This window comes from Amycolatopsis sp. NPDC051045 (assembly GCF_040682955.1).
Taxonomy (GTDB): Bacteria; Actinomycetota; Actinomycetes; order Mycobacteriales; family Pseudonocardiaceae; genus Amycolatopsis.
Map to the genome: position 1 here is coordinate 237,996 of NZ_JBFBCC010000006.1, position 16,737 is coordinate 254,732.

At 72.6% G+C, this 16,737-nt stretch carries 12 protein-coding genes; 7 read left to right on the plus strand and 5 right to left on the minus strand.

Annotated features, from left to right (window positions below):
* Nucleotides 1-11 precede the first annotated feature (11 nt).
* The gene (locus AB0M80_RS17480) at nt 12-1,331 is read left to right on the plus strand and encodes an MFS transporter (protein ID WP_364565328.1); all 1,320 of its coding nucleotides are present in this window, start codon (nt 12-14) and stop codon (nt 1,329-1,331) included.
* Nucleotides 1,332-1,404: 73 nt separating this feature from the next.
* On the opposite strand, the gene AB0M80_RS17485 is transcribed toward AB0M80_RS17480, so the two are convergent.
* From AB0M80_RS17485 to AB0M80_RS17500, 4 genes are all read right to left on the minus strand, one after another.
* The gene (locus tag AB0M80_RS17485; protein WP_364565788.1) at nt 1,405-1,932 is read right to left on the minus strand and encodes a regulatory protein RecX; all 528 of its coding nucleotides are present in this window, start codon (nt 1,930-1,932) and stop codon (nt 1,405-1,407) included.
* A 245-nt stretch (nt 1,933-2,177) separates the two neighbouring features.
* Nucleotides 2,178-3,224 (minus strand): recombinase RecA, encoded by a 1,047-nt coding sequence (gene recA, locus AB0M80_RS17490; RefSeq protein ID WP_364565330.1) that lies wholly within the window; start codon nt 3,222-3,224, stop codon nt 2,178-2,180.
* 236 nt (nt 3,225-3,460) lie between these two features.
* Complete coding sequence (locus AB0M80_RS17495; RefSeq protein ID WP_364565332.1) at nt 3,461-3,655, minus strand: DUF3046 domain-containing protein; 195 nt, start codon at nt 3,653-3,655, stop codon at nt 3,461-3,463.
* A 42-nt stretch (nt 3,656-3,697) separates the two neighbouring features.
* Nucleotides 3,698-5,536 carry an Hsp70 family protein gene (locus tag AB0M80_RS17500; RefSeq protein WP_364565334.1) on the minus strand — a complete coding sequence of 613 codons (1,839 nt, stop codon included), beginning with the start codon at nt 5,534-5,536 and terminating at the stop codon, nt 3,698-3,700.
* 185 nt (nt 5,537-5,721) lie between these two features.
* Between AB0M80_RS17500 and AB0M80_RS17505 the strand changes: the two genes are divergently transcribed.
* From AB0M80_RS17505 to def, 6 genes are all read left to right on the plus strand, one after another.
* Nucleotides 5,722-7,155, plus strand: coding sequence for a four-carbon acid sugar kinase family protein (locus AB0M80_RS17505; protein ID WP_364565336.1), 1,434 nt, complete (start codon nt 5,722-5,724; stop codon nt 7,153-7,155).
* Nucleotides 7,073-8,059: a 4-hydroxythreonine-4-phosphate dehydrogenase PdxA gene (gene pdxA, locus AB0M80_RS17510; RefSeq protein ID WP_364565791.1), complete on the plus strand. Its 987-nt coding sequence runs from the start codon at nt 7,073-7,075 to the stop codon at nt 8,057-8,059. Before AB0M80_RS17505 ends, pdxA begins: the two co-directional genes overlap by 83 nt.
* Entirely contained in the window at nt 8,056-9,333 is a 1,278-nt protein-coding gene (locus tag AB0M80_RS17515; RefSeq protein ID WP_364565337.1) for an MFS transporter, read from the plus strand. The genes pdxA and AB0M80_RS17515 overlap by 4 nt, the downstream gene beginning before the upstream one ends.
* Complete coding sequence (locus AB0M80_RS17520; protein ID WP_364565340.1) at nt 9,305-10,105, plus strand: DeoR/GlpR family DNA-binding transcription regulator; 801 nt, start codon at nt 9,305-9,307, stop codon at nt 10,103-10,105. The genes AB0M80_RS17515 and AB0M80_RS17520 overlap by 29 nt, the downstream gene beginning before the upstream one ends.
* Nucleotides 10,083-14,762, plus strand: coding sequence for a DEAD/DEAH box helicase (locus AB0M80_RS17525; RefSeq protein ID WP_364565342.1), 4,680 nt, complete (start codon nt 10,083-10,085; stop codon nt 14,760-14,762). The genes AB0M80_RS17520 and AB0M80_RS17525 overlap by 23 nt, the downstream gene beginning before the upstream one ends.
* A gap of 313 nt (nt 14,763-15,075) precedes the next feature.
* The gene (gene def, locus AB0M80_RS17530; protein WP_364565344.1) at nt 15,076-15,576 is read left to right on the plus strand and encodes a peptide deformylase; all 501 of its coding nucleotides are present in this window, start codon (nt 15,076-15,078) and stop codon (nt 15,574-15,576) included.
* 6 nt (nt 15,577-15,582) lie between these two features.
* Here the strand turns inward: def and AB0M80_RS17535 are convergent, their stop codons facing one another.
* Nucleotides 15,583-16,644 carry a GNAT family N-acetyltransferase gene (locus AB0M80_RS17535; protein ID WP_364565793.1) on the minus strand — a complete coding sequence of 354 codons (1,062 nt, stop codon included), beginning with the start codon at nt 16,642-16,644 and terminating at the stop codon, nt 15,583-15,585.
* Nucleotides 16,645-16,737 lie beyond the last annotated feature (93 nt).

Sequence of the window (16,737 nt, forward strand, 5' to 3'; positions counted from 1 at the left end):
GAGACACGATCATGCTGGGCCTTCGCCTGCCCGCGAAACCCGCCGTTCAGCGCGCCGTCCGGCTGACCTACGGGTTCCAGTTCTTCTTCGGCCTGCTGCTGTGGGTACCGATCTTCTACTCCTACCAAAAGCTGGCCGGCCTGTCCGACGGCGAGATCTTCGGCATCCAGAGCATCTACTACCTCGTGTTCTGCCTGCTGGAGATCCCGACCGGGATGATCGCCGACCGCTTCGACTACCGCGCCTCGCTGACGGCGGGCGGCGGGGTGCTGGTGGCGGCGAACCTGGTGCCGGTGTTCCTGGGCTCCTACACCGGGTTCCTGGTGCACTTCGTCCTGATCGCCCTGGCGCGCTCGCTGGTGTCCGGTGCGCAGAGCGCGTACCTGTACGAGTACCTGCACGCCTCCGGCTCGGGCGAGCACTACCTGCACGTGGAAGGCGTCGGCCGCGCGTACAGCCTGGTCGGCAAGATCGTGTTCTGGCCGGTGATCGGTCTGCTGATGGCGTGGAACCTCCCTTCCCCGTACTGGCTGACGGCGATCAACGCGGCCGTCGCGCTCGTGTTCGCGCTGAAGCTCCCGCCGATCCCCGGTGGCCGCCGGGCGACCGGCAAGACGGCGTCCCTGCTCGCGGGAGTGGGCGGCGCGTTGTCGGCGCTGCGCTCGTCCCGGTGGCTGGCGCTGCTGATGGTGCAGGGCGTCGCGATGTTCACGCTGGTGCGGATCTGCCAGGTGAACCTGTTCCAGCCGATCCTGGCGTCGAAGTCGCTGTCGGTGAACTGGTACGGCGCGGTCTTGGCCGCGATGACGGTCTTCGAGGCACTGGGCGCGGCCCGCCCCCACCGCCTCCGCCGCGCGATCGGCCCGGTGGGTTCGGTGTTCACGTTGACGATCGTGATGGCGTTGTGCCTCGGGGTGACGGTCTTCGTGGGCTCCTTCCCGGCGGTGGTGCTGCTGTGCGTCTTCGCGGTGGCAACGGGCATCGCGTTCCCGGTCCAGAAGCAGCTGCTGAACGACTCCATCCCGGACTCCCGGTACCGCGCGACCCTCCTGTCCATGGAGTCCATTGTGGACCGCGCGGTGTGCGCACTGGTCGCGGTGGCGTTGGGCGCGTACCTGGCGGCCGGGCAGCTGGACGAGTTCCTGGTGCTGACGGCGGTGGTGACGTGCGTCGCGATGGGACTGCTCGCGGTGCTGCTGCTGGCCGTCCGCAAGCACCGCTCGGACCGCCGGGTGCCCAGCGCCCGCCGTCCCGGCCAGGTCTTCGCGAACCACCCTCCGGCCGACCGGGAACTCCGCGCGCAGCGGCAGCGGGGAGAAGTCCGCCACTGACCGCCGCGGCCGCCTCAGGGCCCAGCGCCACCGCACGACCCTCGCCCCGACGGCGCGGAGCCGGCAGGCGCGGTCAGTCGATGACGGCGTCGTCGAGCAGGGTGGACTCCGCGCCGTACTCGCGGAGTTCTTCCTTGATCACCGTGTACGCCAGCCCTTGCGGGTAGCCCTTGCGCGCCAGGAAGCCGAGCAGCCGCCGCAGGGCCGTCTGCTCGTCGACGTTGCCGAGCGAACCGAGGCGCTTGCGGACCAGTTCCCTGGCCATCTGCTCCTCGGACTCGCGGTCGACCTCGCCCGCCGCCTGCGCGGCGATCTCGTCGTCGACGCCCTTGCGCCGCAACTCGGCCATCAGCGCGGTGCGGGACAGGCCCTGGGTGGTGTGGCGGGACTTCACCCACAGTTCCGCGAACTCCGCGTCGTTCACCAGCCCGGCCCGGTCGAGCTTGCCGAGCAGGGTCTCGCTGGTCTCCTCGTCGAAGCCTTTGCGGTGCAAGGCCTGCCGGAGTTCCTCTTGGGTGCGCGCACGCACGGCCAGGAGATCGAAGCAGATCTCCTTGGCCTTCTTGTACCGCTCCTCAGGAGAAAGCTCAGCCGGCGGCACCTTAGGCGCCCTGGCCACCCGAATCACTCCTCGTTCTCACAGCCCAAACCGCACGTCACCACCCGCACGTCACCCAAGCCGCGCGTCACCACCCAACGCAACCCCGTCGGGGGTCCAGGGGGCCCGCCCCCTGGCGGGGGTCCGGGGGTTCGACCCCCGGGAAACACGGCGAAGGGATAGAGGCGAGCGCGTTCCGCAAGCACACCTCACCCAATCCCGAAGCCCTCACCCAATCCCGCAGCCACTCAGAAGTCGACCGGCGCCGGGACGGCCTCGACGGCTTCCGCGTCGAGCTGCGCGCCGATGCCGAGCTTCTCCTTGATCCGCTTCTCGATCTCGTTGGCGATGTCCGGGTTGTCGCGCAGGAACTTCCGCGCGTTCTCCTTGCCCTGGCCGAGCTGGTCGCCCTCGTAGGTGTACCAGGCGCCGGACTTGCGCAGGATGGCCTGGTCGACACCCATGTCGATGAGCGAACCCTCGCGGGAGATGCCGTGGCCGTACAGGATGTCGAACTCGGCCTGCTTGAAGGGCGGGGCCATCTTGTTCTTCACGACCTTGACGCGGGTGCGGTTGCCGACCGGCTCGCCGCCGTCCTTGAGCGTCTCGATGCGGCGCACGTCGAGCCGGATCGAGGCGTAGAACTTCAACGCCTTGCCACCGGTCGTGGTCTCCGGGGAGCCGAACATGACGCCGATCTTCTCGCGCAGCTGGTTGATGAAGATCGCGGTGGTGCCGGAGTTGTTCATGGCACCGGTTATCTTGCGCAGCGCCTGGCTCATCAGGCGGGCCTGGAGGCCGACGTGCGAGTCGCCCATCTCGCCCTCGATCTCGGCGCGCGGCACGAGCGCGGCCACGGAGTCGATGACCAGGATGTCGAGCGCGCCGGAGCGGATCAGCATGTCCGCGATCTCCAGGGCCTGCTCACCGGTGTCCGGCTGGGAGACGAGCAGCGCGTCGGTGTCCACTCCGAGCTTCTTGGCGTAGTCCGGGTCCAGCGCGTGCTCCGCGTCGATGAACGCCGCGATGCCGCCGTTGCGCTGCGCGTTCGCCACCGCGTGCAGGGCGACCGTGGTCTTACCGGAGGATTCCGGGCCGTAGACCTCGACGACCCGGCCGCGGGGCAGGCCGCCGATGCCGAGCGCGACGTCGAGGGCGATCGCGCCGGTGGGGATCACGGCGATGGGCGCACGGCCCTCTTCGCCGAGGCGCATGACCGAGCCCTTGCCGTACTGCTTGTCGATCTGCGCGAGCGCGAGCTCGAGCGCCTTGTCCTTGTCGGGTGCTGCAGGCATGGAAGTCCACCTCGCTGGTCGGAGCCCCGTCGAGGGCTCTCTGTGTCGGTTCTTCAGCTGTCCGGTCCGACGCTAGCGGCGGGGACCGACAATTCCAGGCGCGGCGCCCAATCTGTGGATCGCTGGACCCGATGTGGACAACACCTTAGACGAACACCTGTTCGAGGCCCGCAGCGACACACCCTTGCGCTAGGGTTTTCGCCCGCCCGGGTCGGTGCCGACCGCATCGGCCCTGGTCAGCGTCGTTCCGCCGGGACGTCGAAGGCGTCGCAGACCTCGCGCCAGATCTCTTTCACCGGAATTCCGGCGGTCAGCGCCTGGTCGACGGTGCGCCCGCCGAGCGCGCTCAGGACGTGGTCCCTGGCCAGCACCTGGGCCCGCCCGGGGCCGAACTCGTCGGCCATCAGCCGCCGGAAAACCGTGATCCGCATCGAACCCACTCTAACCGGCGGGCGCGAACGGCCCGTTCGCGCCTACTCCCCCGGCTGGACGCTCGCCTCGAAGTAGTCGGCCAGCGTGCCCGGCGTCGTCACCTGGGCCTGGCCGCTCGTGTTCAGCTGGTAGATGAACCCGGCCAGCGGCCGGTCCGACACGGTGAACACGAGCACCGCCGACGTCTTGCCCGCGGCCGAGGAGTAGTGCCCCTTGAGCCCGTTGCCGCCCCAGTCGGCCTCGGTGCGGTCGCCGCCCGCCGAGGCGAGCAGGCCGTCGGTGTACTGCTTGAGCGTGTCGGCGCTGTCGCCGTGGACGTAGGTCACCTGGGTGCCCGCCCGGCCCGGCGCGGAGCAGGTCGAGGCGGCCCCGAGGCTCTGCGGCGGCGCCGCCGGGCCGTTGCCCATGCCCGGCTTGCAGTCGCCGGTGTCGGCGATCTTCCCGGCGAGCTGGCGCAGGCAGCCGGTGAGGCCCTTGACGTCGGCCTGACCCGGCGTCCGGCACTGGTCCGCGGTGTAGGTGGTCACCGAGGACGACGACGTGAGGACGAAGGTCAGGCCCGCCGCGAGCAGCACGACGACCGCGGCCGCGATCCCGATCAGCAGCTTCTTCTTCCCGCCCGGCTTCGGCTCGGCCTTCTCCGGCGCGGGCGAGTACGCCGGGAAGTTCGACGGCATCGGCTGCGGGCCGCCGGCCGGGAAGTTCCCGTAGTACTGCTGCTGCGGCGGAGGCGGCGGCGCGTACTGCGGCCGGTGCGGCGGCGCACCGGCGGCCACCGCCCCTTCGACGTTCTGGGTGCGCACGGACAGCCCGTCACGGGCCACGTGCTGGGCGCCGAGCGCGACGGCGGTCTCCGGCTGGTCGAGGCTGCCCGGCACGACCCCGAGCTTCTCCGCGATCATCGTGCCGACCAGCGGCAGCCGGCTCGACCCGCCGACGAGGTAGATGCCGGCCAGCCGGTCCGGGGTCAGCCCGGACGACCGCAGCGTCCGCGCCAGCAGTTCGACGCTGCGCAGCATCGCCGGGCGGACCAGGCCTTCCAGTTCGCCGCGGGTGACCAGGACGTCCTTGAACGGCTCGGGCATCGGCACCTCGGTCTGCGGGTGCCGCGACAGCGCCTCCTTGGCCGCCTTGACGTCCTCCTGCAGCGCGCGCCGGGTGCGCCGGTCGGCGGTGGACTCCGGCCGCAGCAGCCGCTGCCAGCGCTGCGGGTCGGAGTGCGAGACCTCGCGCCCGACGTGCACCATCAGCGCCTGGTCGACGTCGAGGCCGCCGAGGTCGGGCAGGCCGTCCTCGGCGAGCACGGTGAACCCGTTCTGCGTGGCGCCGACGACCGCGACGTCGAAGGTGCCGGCGCCGAGGTCGTAGACGGCGAGGGCCTGGCCGGGCGCGAGCGACTTGCCGGGGAACGACGCGAAGTGCGCCGCCGCGGCGACGGGCTCGGGCACCAGGAGGATGTGGGGGCCCATCCCGGCGAGCCGGGCGGCGGACATCAGGACGGTGCGGCGGGTCTGGCCCCACTGCGCGGGGTGGGTCAGCCGGACCTCGTCGGGCTGTTCACCGCCGAGCTGGCGGGAGGTCTCTTCGAGCACCCGGCGCAGGATGGCGGCGAGCACTTCGGTCACCGGGACGACGTCGGTGCCGAGCAGCAGGGTCTGTTCGTCGATGCGGCGCTTGGGGTTGGGCTCGAAGCGCGTCGGGTCGAGGCGGGCGCGGCGCTCGGCGTCGCGGCCGACCATGATCGTGCCCTCTTCGGTGGCGAACACCGCCGACGGCATGTTGGCCGAGCCGTCCACCTCGACGACCCGGGGCGGCATCCCGTGCGCCGAAAGCACGGCGACGGTGTTGGACGTCCCGAGGTCCACCGACAGGATCCGCACAGCACTCCCCTTCGCGAAAACACGCCGGCACGGCGTTCGCGGTGATGCTGCCATGCGCGCGGTCACGGTGCGTGCGGACCCGGGAAAGTCACTGCACCTTGACGCGGACGTCGATCAAGGTGCACGATAGTTGCGCAGTTCGGTCAACCGAGTTGCACAGACTGCGCAAGGAAGGGAGTGGGCCGGTGCCGAAGCTGCTCGTCCTCGGGGACGACCTGACCGGCAGCAACGCGACCGGAGCGCTGTACGCCCGCTTCGGGCTGCGCGCGGTTTCCGTCAACGTGCCACTCGAACCGGACGCGCCCTGCCTGCGCGCGGAGAGCGGGATCGACGCGCTGGTCGTGAACCTGGGTACCCGGCACGCTTCGGGACCACACGCCGCGCAGGCGGTGCGGGCGGCCATCGAGCTCGCCGGGCCCGTCGAGCTCACGGTGAAGCGCGTGGACACGACACTGCGCGGCAATGTCGGCGCGGAGACCGAAGCCGTCCTGGGCTCGGCGCCGGCCGCACGGGCCTTGGTCGTGCCGGCGTTTCCGGACGCCGGCCGCGTCACCCTCGGCGGCCTGCACCTCGTCGACGGCGTGCCACTGGCCGAGAGCCCCGCGGCACGCGATCCGCTGACCCCGGTCCGGTCGTCGCGCATCCGCACGCTGCTCCAGCCGACGCGCCGCGAGATCGCCGAACTGCCGCTCGACGTCGTCGAGGAGGGGGTGGACGCGGTCGAGGCGGCCCTGCGCCGGCCGGCCGGGATCGTCGTCTGCGACGCCACGACGAACCGGCACCTCACCACCGTCGCCCGCGCCGCGGCCCGGCTGGCGGCCGAAGGCACGCGGTGGATCTCCGTGGACTCCGGGCCCTTCGGCGTCCGGCTGGCCGCGGCGCTGGGCCTCGCACCCGGACACGGCACCGTCCCGCCGGTACTGGCGGTGGTCGGCAGCATCACCGGGCAGACCCACGACCAGCTGCTGGAGACCGAGCTGGTGCTGGACGCGAGGTACGTCGACGTCGACCCGGAGCGGCCCGATCCGCCGGCGACCGCCGCCGCGGTGCGTGAACTCCTCGACGCCGGGCACCGTGTGGTGGGCGTGCGGGCCCGGGCACCGGCGCCCGGGACGCCGGTCGATCCGGAGGTGGCGGCGCGGCTTCCGCCCGCCCTCGGGGAGGCCGCCCGGCTGGTGCTCGGCACGCACCGGATCGGCGGGCTCTACGCCACCGGCGGCGACATCGCCGTCGGGGTCACGAAAACGCTGGGGGCCGAAGGTTTCGAAATCGACGCCGAAATCGTGCCCCTGGCGGTCGCCGGCCGGCTGTCCGGCGGCCCGCACGCCGGGCTGCCCTTCGCCACGAAGGGCGGGCTGATCGGCGGGCGCGACGCCGTGACCGCTTTTCGGGGGTCCGGGTGGCGAAGCCCCCGGCCCGAGGCGAAGCCTCGGTTGTCACAGTCGCCTGCCTGGAACACCTCAACCACGTCCTCGCCACCGGAAGGAAGAACCCGTGAGCGACCTCCCCGTCCTCGCCGTCACCCTCGGCGACCCCGTGGGCATCGGCCCGGAGATCACCCTGAAGACCCTCGCCGAGCCCGAGGCCCTGCAGATGGCGCACGGAGTGGCGGTGGGTGACGCGATCGTGCTGGAGCGCCTGGTCCGGCACCTGGGACTGCACCTCGAGATCAACCCGATCGCCACGGTCGCCGACGCGCGCTTCACCACCGGCGTGATCGACGTGCTCAACCTCGGCGTGGTCCGGGAGGACCTGCCGTGGGGCGAGGTGAACGCCACCGCGGGCGCCGCGGCCGTCGGGGCGATCGAGGTCGCCACCCGGCTCGCGCTGGCCGGCGAGGTCGACGCGGTCGTGACCGCGCCGATCAACAAGGAGGCCATCTGGGCGGCGGGCTCGCAGCACCTCGGGCACACCGAGATGCTCGGCGAGCTGACCGGGTCGACCCGGTTCAACACGATGTTCTGGGTCTCCGGCCTGAAGATCTTCTTCGCCACCCGGCACCTTTCGCTGCGCGAAGCGCTCGACCAGATCACCCGCGAGAACATCGAGCACGCGATCCGGGAGGCATACACCGCGCTGGAGGTCTTCGGCACGGAGAAACCGAGACTGGCCGTGGCGGCGCTGAACCCGCACGGCGGGGAGAACGGCAAGTTCGGCGACGAGGAGATCGTCGCGATCGCCCCCGCGGTCGCCGCCGCACGGGCGGCCGGGCTCGACGTGGTCGGCCCGATCCCCGCGGATTCCGTGTTCCACCAGGGGATCCAGGGCCGGTTCGACGGGGTGCTCTCGCTCTACCACGACCAAGGGCACATCGCGTCGAAGACGTACGACTTCGACGGCACGGTGTCGGTCACCGTCGGCCTGCCGATCCTGCGGACGTCGGTCGACCACGGCACGGCGTTCGACATCGCCGGCACCGGCCGGGCGTCGCACGGCACCATGCGAGCGGCGTTCAAGGCCGCGGCCACCCTGGCGCCGTACGCGCGGAAACTGCCCGCCATCTACCCGCCGACCCTCCGGTGATCCCCCGCAAGCGCTGGGCGTACGTCATCCCGGTCGCGGTCGTCATGTACATGCTGGCCTACCTCGACCGCACGAACGTCGCGGTGATCCTGCCCTACATCGGCGCCGACTTCCCGTTGTCCGCCAGTGCGAAGGGGCTGGCGAGCGGGATCTTCTTCGTCGGCTACCTCGTGCTCCAGATCCCCGCGGCGGTGCTGGCGGCGAAGTGGAGCGCCCGCAAGACCGTGCTGCTGCTGATGATCGCGTGGGCGGTCGCGGCGGTGCTGTGCGGGCTGGTGCGGAACGAGACCCAGCTGCACCTGGCCCGGCTGCTGCTCGGGCTGTTCGAGGGCGGGGTGTGGCCCGCGGTGCTGATCCTGCTGGCGTCCTGGTTCCCGCAGGCGGAACGGGCGCGGGCGAACGCGCTGTGGATGACGTGCCTGCCGATTTCGGCGATCCTCATGTCGCCGCTGTCCGGCCTGATGCTCGACCACATGTCCTGGCGCTGGGTGTTCGTCCTGCAGGGGCTGCCGCCGCTGCTGTGGGCGGTCGTCTGGTGGTTCGCGGTGGCCGACCGGCCGGCGCAGGCCCGGTGGATCTCCGCGGCGGAACGCGAGTACCTCGAAAGCACCTTGAAAGCCGAGGAGGACGCGAAGCCGGCGTTCGGGAAGCAGGGCTACCGGCGAGCGCTGGCGAACCGCCAGGTGCTGCTGCTGATCGGGATCTACTTCTTCTGGGTCACCGGCTTCTACGGTTTCAGCCTGTGGTTGCCGTCGGTGGTGAAGACGATGACGGGCGGGTCGGCCACCGCCGTCGGGTTCCTGTCCGCCGTGCCCTATGTGCTCGCGCTGGCCGGGATGGTCGCGTGCGCGCACTGGTCCGACCGGACCGGCAACCGGCGCCTCGCGGTGACGTTGCCCCTGCTCGTCGCCATCGCCGGGCTCCTGCTCGGCAACCTCGGGCACTGGCCGCCGGCCGTGCAGCTCGCCCTGCTCTGCGTCGTGGCGACCGGCGTGTACATGCCGTACGGGCCCTTCTGGGCGATCCCGAGCCGGCTCCTCGGCATCGAGGTCGTCGCCGTCGCGATGGGTCTGATCAACGCGCTGGGCAACCTCGGCGGGTTCGCCGGGCCCTACCTGGTCGGCTGGCTGACCGACGTCACCGGCAGCGCGACCACCGGGTTCGTCGTACTGGCCGCGTTCCTCGCCGTGGCCGCCGCGCTGGCGTTCTTCGGGCTGAAACCCGTCCCTGTGGAAGGCTTGGCGCATGTCCCAGCCGCGACCAGGAACCCGTGACCGGCGCGCGATGCTCCTGGAGGCCGTCCGCGACGGCTCGGGCGGCATCGCGGAGCTCGCCGAGGAATTCGGGGTCTCGGAGTCGACGATCCGGCGCGACCTGGCCTCGCTCGCCGGCGCCGGGCACGTCGTGCGCACCTACGGCGGCGCGCTCGACACCGAACGCAGCCCGCACGAGAAGGACCGCGAGCACGCGGCGGCGAAGGACGCCATCGCCCGGGAAGCCGCCGCCCTGGTCCGGGACGGCGAAGTGGTGCTGCTCGACGCCGGCACGACCACCGGCAGGCTGGCCCGGCACCTCGCCCACCGCGAGGGGCTGACCGTGGTCACCAACGGCGTCAACGCCATCCGCGAGCTCGCCGGCTTCGCCGGGATCGACCTGATCGTCCTCGGCGGGCGGCTGCGGCACCCGAACGAAGCGATCCTGGGCGAGAGCGTGCTGGCGCAGCTGCGGCACATCTCCCCCGATCGGGTGTTCTTGGGCGCGGACGGTGTGGTGGCCGAGCGGGGCCTGTGCTGTCCCTCACTCGAGCAGTCGGTGGTCAAACACGCGATGCTCCACGCCGGCGCCGAAGCGTATGTGCTGGCCGACCACGCCAAGCTGGGCCAGTCACCCTTCTCCTACTGGGCCCCGCTGGACCGCGACTACCGGCTGATCACCGACGAACCGAAGGTCGACGTCCTGTATCCGCAGTTCGCCCAGAGCGTGATCCTGGCGGGCACGCCGGAAACTGTCGGTGGTGCCGCGCATGATGGACGACGTGGCAGTTGACGTGCTCGACCTCTTCTCCCCCGCGACCCGGGACTGGTTCGCGGGGGCCTTCGCCGCGCCCACCGCGGCGCAGGAAGGGGCCTGGCGGGCCGCGCACGCGGGCGAGCACGCCCTCGTCGTCGCGCCGACCGGGTCCGGCAAGACGCTGTCCGCGTTCCTCTGGGCGCTGGACCGGCTGTCGGTGGAGCCGCCGCCGGCGGAGGCGACGAAACGCTGCCGGATCCTCTACGTCTCGCCGCTGAAGGCCCTGGCGGTCGACGTCCAGCGGAACCTGCGGGCCCCGCTGGCCGGCATTTCGCAGGCCAGCCGCCGGCTCGGGCTGCCGGTGCCCGGGATCGAAGTGGGCATGCGCACCGGCGACACCACCACGGCCGAGCGCCGCGCGTTCGGCAAGACCCCGCCGGACGTGCTGGTGACCACGCCGGAGTCGCTGTTCCTCATCCTCACGTCGTCGGCGCGGGAGTCGCTGCGCGGCGTCGAGACCGTGATCGTCGACGAGGTGCACGCGGTCGCCGGCGGCAAGCGCGGCGCACACCTCGCGCTCTCGCTGGAGCGGCTGGACTCGCTGCTCCCGAAGCCGGCGCAGCGGATCGGCCTGTCGGCGACCGTCCGCCCGGTCGACGAGGTGAGCGCCTTCCTGGCGGGCGGCCGTCCGGTGCGGGTGGTCCAGCCGAAGCTGGCGAAGACGATCGACGTGCGCGTCGAGGTCCCGGTGGAGGACATGGGCAACCTCGACGCGCCGCGCGGCCCGGCGCCGAGCCCGCTCGACGCACTGGAGTCGCTGGAGTCGCTGGAGTCGCTGACCGAGGCGTTCCCGCCCGGGGGCATCGCGCCGGGCGGCCTGGGCACGCTGGAAGAGATGGCCGGCAACCCGGTGCAGCGGCCGTCGATCTGGCCGGCGGTCGAGGAGCGGGTGCTGAGCCTGATCCGCGCGCACCGCTCGACGATCGTCTTCGCCAACTCGCGCCGGCTCACCGAGCGGCTCACCGCCCGGCTGAACGAACTGGCCGCCGAGCAGACCGAGCTCACCCCGGCCGACGCGTTCCCGGCGGAAGCCGTCGGGCAGTCCGGCGTGAGCACCGGCGCGCCGCCGGTGATCGCCCGGGCCCACCACGGGTCGATGTCGCGGGAGCAGCGCACGCACGTCGAAGAGGCGCTCAAGTCCGGGCAGCTGCCGTGCGTGGTGGCGACGTCGTCGCTGGAGCTGGGCATCGACATGGGCGCGGTCGACCTGGTGGTGCAGATCGAGGCGCCGCCGACGGTGGCGTCCGGCCTGCAGCGGGTCGGCCGGGCCGGGCACCAGGTCGGTGCGGTGTCGTCCGGGGTGATGTTCCCCAAGTTCCGCGGTGACCTCGTCTCCTGCGCGGTCGTCGCGGAGCGGATGGCGAGCGGGGCGATCGAGGCGGTCCGCTACCCGCGCAACCCCCTGGATGTCCTGGCGCAGCACGTCGTCGCCATGGTGGCGCTGGAGCCGTGGACGGTGCCGGACCTGGCCTCGCTGGTCCGGCGGGCGGCCCCCTTCGCCGCGCTGCCGGACGACGCGCTGCACGCGGTGCTCGACATGCTCGCGGGCCGCTACCCGAGCGAGGAGTTCGGCGAGCTGCGGGCGCGGATCACCTGGGACCGCATCAGCGGCGAGCTGCGCGGGCGCCCCGGCGCGCAGCGGCTGGCCGTCACTTCGGGCGGCACCATCCCGGACCGCGGCCTGTTCACCGTGATGACGCCGGGCGGGGAAGACAAGCCCGGTTCGCGCGTCGGCGAGTTCGACGAGGAGATGGTGTACGAGTCGCGCGTCGGCGACACCATCCTGCTGGGCACTTCGTCGTGGCGGATCACCGACATCACGCACGACCGCGTCATCGTGGTGCCCGCGCCGGGCGAACCGGCGCGGATGCCGTTCTGGAAGGGCGACGCGCCGGGCCGCCCGCTGGAACTCGGCCGGGCGCTCGGGAAGTTCGTCCGCGAACTGTCCACTTCGGACGACACGAAAGCCCGCGAACGGGCCGAAGCGGCGGGGCTGGACGAGCGGGCGTGCGACAACCTCCTCGCCTACCTGGCCGAGCAGAAGGCCGCCACCCGGCACGTCCCGAACGACCGGACGATCCTGCTGGAGCGCTACCGCGACGAGCTCGGCGACTGGCGGATCGTCCTGCACTCGCCGTTCGGCGCGCAGGTGAACGCGCCGTGGGCGCTGGCCATCGCCGCGCGGCTGCGGGAGAACCGCGGGGTGGACGCGCAGGTGGCGCACTCCGACGACGGCATCGTCCTGCGGCTGCCGGACGCACTGGACGCCGACGGCGGTGACGTCACCATCGGCGCGGACGACGTGCTGCTCGACCCCGAGGAGGTCGAGCAGCTGATCGTCGCGGAGGTCGGCGGGTCGGCCGTGTTCGCGGCGAGGTTCCGGGAGTGCGCGGCACGCTCGCTGCTGCTGCCGCGCCGGGACCCGCGGCGCCGGACTCCGTTGTGGCAGCAACGGCAGCGCGCGTCACAGCTGCTGTCGGTCGCGGCGAAGTACGAGCGCTTCCCGGTCGTGCTCGAAGCGATGCGGGAGGTCCTGCAGGACGTCTACGACGTCAGCGGCCTGCGTGAGCTGATGGCCGACGTCCGCGCCCGCAAAGTCCGGCTGGTGGAGGTCGAGACACCGGCCGCGTCGCCGTTCGCGCGCAGCCTGCTCTTCGGCTACGTCGGGATGTTCCTGTACGAGACCGACGCGCCGCTGGCCGAGCGGCGGGCGGCGGCGCTGTCACTGGATTCCGGGCTGCTGGCCGAGCTCCTGGGCACCGAGGCGATCCGGGAGCTGCTGGATCCCGACGCCCTCACCGAGGTGGAACGGTCGCTGCAACGGCTCGACCCCGAGCGGCACGCGCGCTCGGCCGAGGACGCCGCCGACCTGCTGCGGTTCCTCGGCGACCTGTCCGTCGAGGAGGCCGCGGCGCGCGGGATCCAGGCCGAGTGGCTCACCGAGCTGGAAGCGGCCCGGCGGGCGATCCGGGTGCGGATCGGCGGCACGGAACGGTTCCTGGCCATCGAAGACGCCGGCCGCGTGCGTGACGCGCTGGGCACCGCGCTGCCGGTGGGCGTGCCCGAGGCGTTCACCGAACCGGTGGCGGACCCGCTCGGGGACCTGCTGTCGCGTTACGCCCGGAGCCGGGGCCCGTTCGCCGCGGCGGACGCGGCCGCTCGGTTCGGGCTGGGCACGGCCGTCGTCACCGGCGTGCTCGACCGGATGACCGGGGAAGGCCGCCTGGTGCGCGGCGAGCTGAGCCCGGTCGGGCATCCGGACACGCACGGGGTGGGCACCGAGTACTGCGATGCGGCGGTGCTGCGGCGGCTGCGCCGGGCGTCGCTGGCGAAGCTGCGGGCCGAGGTGGAGCCGGTCGAACCGGCGGCGCTGGGCCGGTTCCTGCCTTCGTGGCACGGCTTCGGCGGCCGCGTCCGGGCGGCCCCGACGGCGGACGACGTGCTGTCGGTGGTCGAGCAGCTCGCCGGGGCGCCGTTGCCGGCGAGCGCGGTGGAGTCGCTGATCCTGCCGGGGCGGCTGCCGGGCTACTCCCCCGCGCTGCTGGACGAGCTGACCACGGCGGGCGAAGTCACGTGGGCGGGCTGCGGCGCGCTGTCCGGCGGCGACGGCTGGATCGCCCTCGCCCCGGCCGACGTCGCCGACCTCCTGCTGCCCGACGTCGTCGAGGACATTCCGACCGGCCCGCTGCACGACGCGATCGTGTCCACTTTGGAGGGTGGAGCGCTGTTCTTCCGCCAGCTGGTGGACCGCGCGACCGTGCTGGTGGACAAGGCACCGAACGACGCCGAAGTCGTGGCGGCGCTGTGGGACCTGGTCTGGGCCGGGCTGGTCACGGGCGACACCCTGGGGCCGTTGCGGGCCCAGGTGGCCGGGCACGGGGCGCACAAACCCCGGCGCCAGGCGCCCCGCGGCCGCTACGCGCGACTGCGGGCCGGGCGGCCACAGATGCCGTCGCGGTCCGGGCCGCCGACGGTCGCCGGCCGGTGGGCGCTGACCCCGGCCCGCGAAACCGACGCGACCCGCCGGGCCCACGCACGCACGGAGGCGTTCCTGGAACGCCACGGCGTCCTGACCCGCGGCGCGCTGGACACCGAACGCGTCACCGGCGGGTTCTCCGGGATCTACAAGGTGCTCCGCGGCATGGAGGACACCGGCCAGGTGATCCGCGGCTACGTGGTGGAGGGCCTCGGCGCGGCCCAGTTCGCGGCGAAGGGCGCGGTGGACCGCCTGCGCGCCCTGTCCGGCCCCGGCCGCCCGGCCCCCGGCCGAGCGGTGGTCCTGGCGGCAGCGGACCCGGCCCAGCCCTACGGCGCGGCCCTCCCCTGGCCGGCGGCCACGGGAGATACGAAGCACCGCCCAGCCCGCAAGGCCGGCGCACTGGCCGTCCTGGTCGACGGGGTCCCGGCCCTGTACGTGGAGCGAGGAGGCCGATCACTGCTGAGCTTCACGGAGGAACGCCCAGCGTTGTCGGAGGCGGCCCGGGCCCTGTCGGCAGCGGTCCGCGAGGGCTGGCTGGGCCAGCTGTCGGTCCAACGCGCGGACGGCGAGCAGGCGCTGACCTCGGAGCTGGCGGAAGTCCTGCAGGAGGCGGGCTTCCGGGCCACCCCATCAGGACTGCGCCTGCGCGCCTGAGGTCACGGGGCCAGCCCGCCTCCGGCGGGATGCGGACCTGCCGGCGGGGTGATGCGCACCACGGAAACCCCGGCGGGACGCAGGATCGCGAGCCACGGCAGCTCGCCGACAGCACCCACACCCCGGCCCGGCCACCACACCCTCCGACAGGACGCAGCATCACGAGCCACGGCAGCTCGCCAACACCACCCACAACCCGCCCCGGCCGCCGCGTGCCGGCCCGGTTCGCGTGCCGGCTTGGCGATTCCCGCGCAGCGCTGATCCGGGCTGGCCTAAGCTGCCAGTCCGACACCGCACGAAGGATGTTCTGCTCATGGCGATGCGCGAACTGCGCTATTTCGGGGACCCGATCCTCAAGTCCGTCTGCGACCCGGTCACCGTGTTCGACGAGAAGCTCGAGGCGCTCGTGCGGGACCTGGTCGACTCGGTGAAACCCGCCGGGCGGGCCGGGCTGGCCGCGCCGCAGATCGGGGTGGGGCTCCGCGTATTCAGCTACGACGTCGCCGGCCTGACCGGGTACGTCGTCAATCCCGAGATCGTCGAACTGTCCGAGGAAACGCACGAGATCGACGAAGGCTGCCTGTCGGTGCCGGAACTGTGGTTCCCCACCAAGCGGGCGAAGCACGCGAAGGTCCGCGGCGTCGACGTCCACAACGAGCCGATCGAGGTCGAAGGCGAGGACGTGCTGGCTCAGTGCCTCCAGCACGAGACCGATCACCTCGACGGCGTTCTCTACCTCGACCGGCTCACCGCCGAGCGCAAGAAGTCCGCCCTGCGCGATGCGCGGGAAAAAGACTGGTTCTGGAAGCGCTGAGACCGCTCACGCGGGCAGGAACAGCCTCAGCTTGGCGCCGTCCTCGATGCTGCGTTCCGTGCGCAAGCCGGCGCGGGCCGCGGTGCGGGGCAGGATGTCGTCTCCCTCAAGGCAGTTCGCGAACAGCTCCGTGATGCCCTGTGCCTCCGCGAGCTCCGCGAGCCGCGCCAGCATCGCCGTGCCGATCCCCTGCTGCTGCCAGTCGTCCTCCACCAGCAGCGAGATCTCGGCGCCGCCCGAGAGCAGCGGGATGAGCTGCGCCAGGCCGATCACCTCGCGGCCGAAGACGGCGAGCACGCTCGTGCCGCGCGGTGGCACCAGCAGCCGGTGCAGCCGGCGGCGCGGTACCGTCCGCACTCCCGTGTGGTAGCGCCGGAACAGCGTCGCCATCGAGCAGCGGCGGTGCAGTTCGGACACCGCGTCGGCGTCGCCGGGGACGCCCTTGCGCAGGACGATCGCCGCGCCGTCCGGGCGGTCGAGGACCACCGGGCCGGCCACGTTCCGGGCCGCCGCGGCGAGCAGCGTCACCAGCGCTTCGGCGCGGGTCAGCTCCAGCTGCACGAACGGCGCCCACTGGCGGCGCGCCACCAGCGCGCTGCCGTCGGCCAGCGCGAACACCGCCCGGTGCCCGCTCTCCGTGCGCGCCGGGTTCGCCTCGGCGGCGGGGACGAGCGTGACGACGTCCGCGGCCAAGACGTCCTTCAGCACTTCGGCGAGGCGGGCCGGGTCGTCGATCGCGCGGCGGGCCGCGAGCAGCGTCGACGAGGACGGGTCGACCAGCTCGTGGACGTCGGCGTCGATGATCGCCGTGCATTCGCAGCCCTCGGCGCGGATGGCGTCGGCCAGGTGCCGGCGGGGCAGACCGGTCGCGGGGCGCACCACGATCTCGTCGAGCACCCCGCCGGGCACCGGCAGCACGGACAGGCCGAGGATGTTGCACTCGAGGTCGGCGAGCCGGATGGCGATCCGGGCGAGGGTGCCCGGGTGGTCGTGCATCCGGACCCGCACCCGCCACGCCGACGGCGCAGCCGGCTCCTCGGCGACGGCCGTCCGGCTCGGCTGGGGCAACGCTCTGGAGGTCTCCATGCCTCCACGGTCCCCCGGGGTTGTTGCCGCTCCAGGACGCCGGTGTTTCGCGCAGATCAGCGTTCGACGCGTCCC

Coding starts and splice junctions, on each gene's coding strand:
- AB0M80_RS17480 (WP_364565328.1), top strand. CDS start 12: ATGCTGGGCCTTCGCCTGCCCGCGAAACCCGCCGTTCAGCGCGCCGTC.
- AB0M80_RS17520 (WP_364565340.1), top strand. CDS start 9,305: ATGTCCCAGCCGCGACCAGGAACCCGTGACCGGCGCGCGATGCTCCTG.
- AB0M80_RS17495 (WP_364565332.1), bottom strand. CDS start 3,655: ATGCGGATCACGGTTTTCCGGCGGCTGATGGCCGACGAGTTCGGCCCC.
- AB0M80_RS17525 (WP_364565342.1), top strand. CDS start 10,083: ATGATGGACGACGTGGCAGTTGACGTGCTCGACCTCTTCTCCCCCGCG.
- def (WP_364565344.1), top strand. CDS start 15,076: ATGGCGATGCGCGAACTGCGCTATTTCGGGGACCCGATCCTCAAGTCC.
- recA (WP_364565330.1), bottom strand. CDS start 3,224: ATGCCTGCAGCACCCGACAAGGACAAGGCGCTCGAGCTCGCGCTCGCG.